Below are 3,835 nucleotides of genomic sequence, written 5' to 3'. Positions count from 1 at the left end.
GTGGAGGGCGCGGGACCGGCGGTGCGCCTCGGCGCGACCGAGAGCGTCGAGGTGCCGGCGGGCACCGCGGTCGTGGTCACGACGTCCGGATCCACCGGATACCCGAAGCAGGTGGTGCTCAGCCGCAACGCGCTCCTCGCGAGCGCGTTCTCGACCGCGGCGCGGGTGGGGGAGGGCGCCTGGCTCCTCGCACTGCCGGCCACCTACGTCGCGGGCCTCCAGGTGCTCGTGCGCGCGCTCATGGCGGGACACGAACCCGCGATCCTGTCCGGACGCTTCAGCCCGGCAGGCTTCGCGGCCGCCGCACGCGGCATGGCGTCGTCCGACGGCGGCACCCGCATCCCCACCCTCACTTCGCTCGTGCCTGCCCAGCTGACGCGGATCGTCGAGGCTGCCGGGGACCCCGACATCGCCGCAGCCCTCGCCTCGTTCGACGCCATCCTCGTCGGCGGTCAAGCCTTGCCGCAGCCCGTCGCGGAGCGCGCCGCCGCCCTCGGCGCCCGCATCGTTCGCACCTACGGGTCCACCGAGACGAGCGGCGGCTGCGTCTACGACGGCGTGCCGCTCGACGGCGTCCGGATGCGGATCGACCGGGGCGAGGTGCAGCTCGCCGGTCCGGTGCTCGCCGACGGATACCTGGGGGAGCCGGAGCGGACCGCATCCGTCTTCGTCACGGACGAGGGCATCCGCTGGTACCGCACCGGCGACGCCGGCCGGATCGAGGACGGGACGCTCCGGGTCACCGGCCGCATCGACAACGTCATCGTTTCGGGCGGTGTGAACGTCTCGCTCGATCGGGTGGAGCGCGTCGTCCGCGCGCTCCCCGGCCTCGCCTCCGCGGTCGTGGTCGGCGTCGACGATGCCACCTGGGGTCAGGCGTCCGTCGTCGTCGTCGCCGGCGGCGGGGCCCCCGACAGGATCGCGGAGATCCGCGCGGCGGTCGAGGCAGAGCTCGGCGCACCCGCCCGCCCAAGCCGTTTCGTGACGCTGCCCGAGCTGCCGGTGCTCGTCAGCGGGAAGCCCGACCGGGTGGCGTTGCGGCGCCTCCTGAACGGCTGACATCGACTCCGCGACTAAACTCGCCCCTCGTGGCCCGTACCGCTGGTAGAAACACCCCGCACCGCTCCGGCAACCCGCAGAAGCGGAACGCCCCGACGACACCCGCATCCCGGCGGGCCGGCATCGGCGACTGGATCGGTGCCGCGCGTCTGCGCACCCTTCCGCTCGGGATCACGCCCGTGCTCATCGGCACCGGCGCCGCGCGCCTGGTCGACGGGCAGTTCCACTGGCTGCTCGCGCTCGGCTGTCTCGCGGTGGCGGTGCTGCTGCAGATCGGCGTGAACTACTCGAACGACTACAGCGACGGCGTCCGCGGCACCGACGACTTCCGCGTCGGACCCGCACGCCTCACCGGCGCGGGGCGTGCGAAGCCCAAGACCGTACTCGTCGTCGCGCTGGTGTTCTTCGCGCTCGCCGCCCTCGTCGGTATCGCCCTGGTGATCCGGACCCAGCAGTGGTGGATGCTGATCGTCGGCGCCGTGTGCGTCGTCGCCGCATGGTTCTACACCGGCGGCAAGCGCCCCTACGGCTACTTCGGTCTCGGCGAGCTGTTCGTCTTCGTCTTCTTCGGTCTGGTCGCAACCGCGGGGACGACCTTCATCCAGGTCGGCACCGTGCCGCAGGAGGCCTGGGCCGGCGCCGTCGCCGCGGGGCTCCTCGCCTGCGCCGTGCTGCTCGCCAACAACCTGCGCGACATCGTGCCCGACAAGACCGCGGGCAAGCGCACGCTGAGCGTCCTCATCGGCAAGCGGTGGACGCAGGTGCTGTTCACCGTCTTCGTGCTCGCGCCGTTCGTCATCGCGGCGTGGCTCGCCCTTTTCTACCCGATCGCGTGGCTGGCGCTGCTCGCCCTGCTCGGTGCGCTGCCCGCCATTCTCATCGTCTGGACGTACCGTCAGCCGCGGGAGCTCGTCGTCGCCCTCAGCATCACGTCGCTCACCTCAGTGGCCTACGGCGCGCTGCTGGCATGGGCGTTCATCGGCTGAACGCCCCGCCTCAACGGTTGTCGGTCGCGGTGCGATCGTCGGCTGCGCGGGTCTCGGCTGCAGTGGTCTCGGCTGCGCGAGTCTCGGATGCAGTGGTCTCGGATGCAGTGGTCTCGGCTGCGGCGTCTTCCGATGCGGCGTCGAGCACCGCATCCTCGGAGGCGGCGTCGTCGACGCTCTGCCGTTCGCGCCGGCCGCCGGCGGGGAGCCCCGCCGTCGCCTCGGCAAGCGGGCGGCGCAGGAAGATGATCGACAGGCTGAGGCCGATGAGGGCGGCGAAGATCGCGGCGAGCCAGTAGAACTCGCGGAGGATCGGCACCAGCATCATCAGGCCGAACGGCACCAGGAATGCCAACAGCCGCAGCACCGAATAGACAATCGCGGGTCGGGCTTTCACTCGATCATCCTACGGCCGCGATGCCGCGCAACCCCCGGCCATCCCCCAGCCATGCGGCCTAGGATGGAGGCGTGGCAAGGCTCCTGCTGATTCTTGCGCTGGTGGCCGTGGTCTTCTGGGTCTACAGCGTGGTCGATTGCGCGGTGCAGCCGCCCGAACGGCACCGCGGCGTCAGCAAAGCGTCCTGGATGCTCATCGTCCTCCTGGTGCCGGTCCTCGGCGGCATCCTCTGGCTGTCGGTGGGGAAGCTCACCCGCCGGGCGATCATCGCCCGCCGCGCCCCCGACGACGATCCCGCCTTCCTGCAGTCGCTGAGCACCCGGGAGCAGGACGAGCGCATTCGCCGTCTCGAGGCCGAGCTCGCGGACCTCGACGCCGAGGAGAAGCCAGACGCGGATCCGACGGATCCGACAGCCGACCCCACCGCTCCCCGTCGCCGTGACGGCGACGACGAGCTGTCATGACGGCGCCGCACGCCGCCGTCGCATCGCCCGCCACGCACGCGGCCGCGGCACTTCTCGGTGAACTCGTCGCGCAGGGCGTGCGGCACGTCGTCGTCAGCCCCGGATCCCGCTCGCAGGCCCTCGCGCTCGCGGCCGCGCACCTGGAACGCACCGACGTGCGCGTGCACGTCCGGATCGACGAGCGGGTCGCCGGCTTCACCGCCCTCGGCATCGGACGCGAGAGCCGGATGCCGGCGGTCGTCATCTGCACCTCCGGCACCGCCGTCGCAAACCTGCTGCCCGCCGTGCTCGAAGCGCATCACTCGGGCGTGCCGCTCATCCTGCTGACCGCCGACCGGCCGCCGGAGTTGCGCGGCGTCGGCGCCAACCAGACCACCCGCCAGCCGGGCATGTTCTCCCCGAACGCGCGGCTCGAGGCAGACCTCCCGGTGCCGGAAGACATCGACCCCGACGGCACGGGCGAGCAGACTCTCATGTTCCGTCGCGTGGCCGTCGATGCGGTCACCGCTGCGCTCGGAGCCGGCACCCGCTCCCCCGGCCCCGTCCACCTGAACATGCCGCTGCGGGAACCGCTCGCGGGCGCGCTGCCCGCCTGGTTCGCCCCGGATGCGGCACAGCCCGCGGAGGCGCCGGTCGAGCCCGAGGACGACGCCGAGGCCCCGCGGTTCGGTGCTCTCTACCAGGGCGGCGGGGGCATCGGCGAGTCCGACGTGCCGGTGGAGTGCGAGGCGCCCACACGGCTGGAGCACGGGCCCCGGACGGTTGTCGTCGCCGGCGCCGACGCCGGAGCCGACGCGGAACAGCTCGCCCACGAGGGCGGATGGCCGCTCATCGCCGAGATCGTCAGCGGGGCGCGGTTCGGTCGTCAGATCGTGCACGGGTACCGCGAACTGCTCCGCGAACCCGAGCTCGGCGGGCGCATCGAACGC

At 72.4% G+C, this 3,835-nt stretch carries 5 protein-coding genes; 4 read left to right on the top strand and 1 reads right to left on the bottom strand.

What is annotated here, in order from left to right; genetic code table 11:
- Together NT132_RS09965 and NT132_RS09960 are read left to right on the top strand one after the other, a co-directional pair.
- Positions 1-1,059, top strand: a 1,059-nt coding sequence (locus tag NT132_RS09965) for an AMP-binding protein (RefSeq protein ID WP_297787960.1), incomplete at its 5' end; no start/stop codon positions are given.
- A gap of 29 nt (positions 1,060-1,088) precedes the next feature.
- Positions 1,089-2,045 (top strand): 1,4-dihydroxy-2-naphthoate polyprenyltransferase, encoded by a 957-nt coding sequence (locus tag NT132_RS09960; RefSeq protein ID WP_297787957.1) that lies wholly within the window; start codon positions 1,089-1,091, stop codon positions 2,043-2,045.
- 10 nt (positions 2,046-2,055) lie between these two features.
- Here the strand turns inward: NT132_RS09960 and NT132_RS09955 are convergent, their stop codons facing one another.
- Entirely contained in the window at positions 2,056-2,442 is a 387-nt protein-coding gene (locus NT132_RS09955) for a DUF4229 domain-containing protein (RefSeq protein ID WP_297787955.1), read from the bottom strand.
- 71 nt (positions 2,443-2,513) lie between these two features.
- On the opposite strand from NT132_RS09955, the gene NT132_RS09950 reads away from it, so the two are divergent.
- Both NT132_RS09950 and menD read left to right on the top strand, forming a co-directional pair.
- Positions 2,514-2,906 carry a PLD nuclease N-terminal domain-containing protein gene (locus NT132_RS09950; RefSeq protein WP_297787953.1) on the top strand — a complete coding sequence of 131 codons (393 nt, stop codon included), beginning with the start codon at positions 2,514-2,516 and terminating at the stop codon, positions 2,904-2,906.
- Positions 2,903-3,835, top strand: a 933-nt coding sequence (gene menD, locus NT132_RS09945; protein WP_297787949.1) for a 2-succinyl-5-enolpyruvyl-6-hydroxy-3-cyclohexene-1-carboxylic-acid synthase, incomplete at its 3' end; no start/stop codon positions are given. The genes NT132_RS09950 and menD, both read left to right, overlap by 4 nt.

The organism is Microbacterium sp., from assembly GCF_026393345.1.
Taxonomy (GTDB): Bacteria; Actinomycetota; Actinomycetes; order Actinomycetales; family Microbacteriaceae; genus Microbacterium.
The sequence above is the reverse complement of the archived record's forward strand: the minus strand, read 5'-3'. Positions and strand labels throughout refer to the sequence as shown.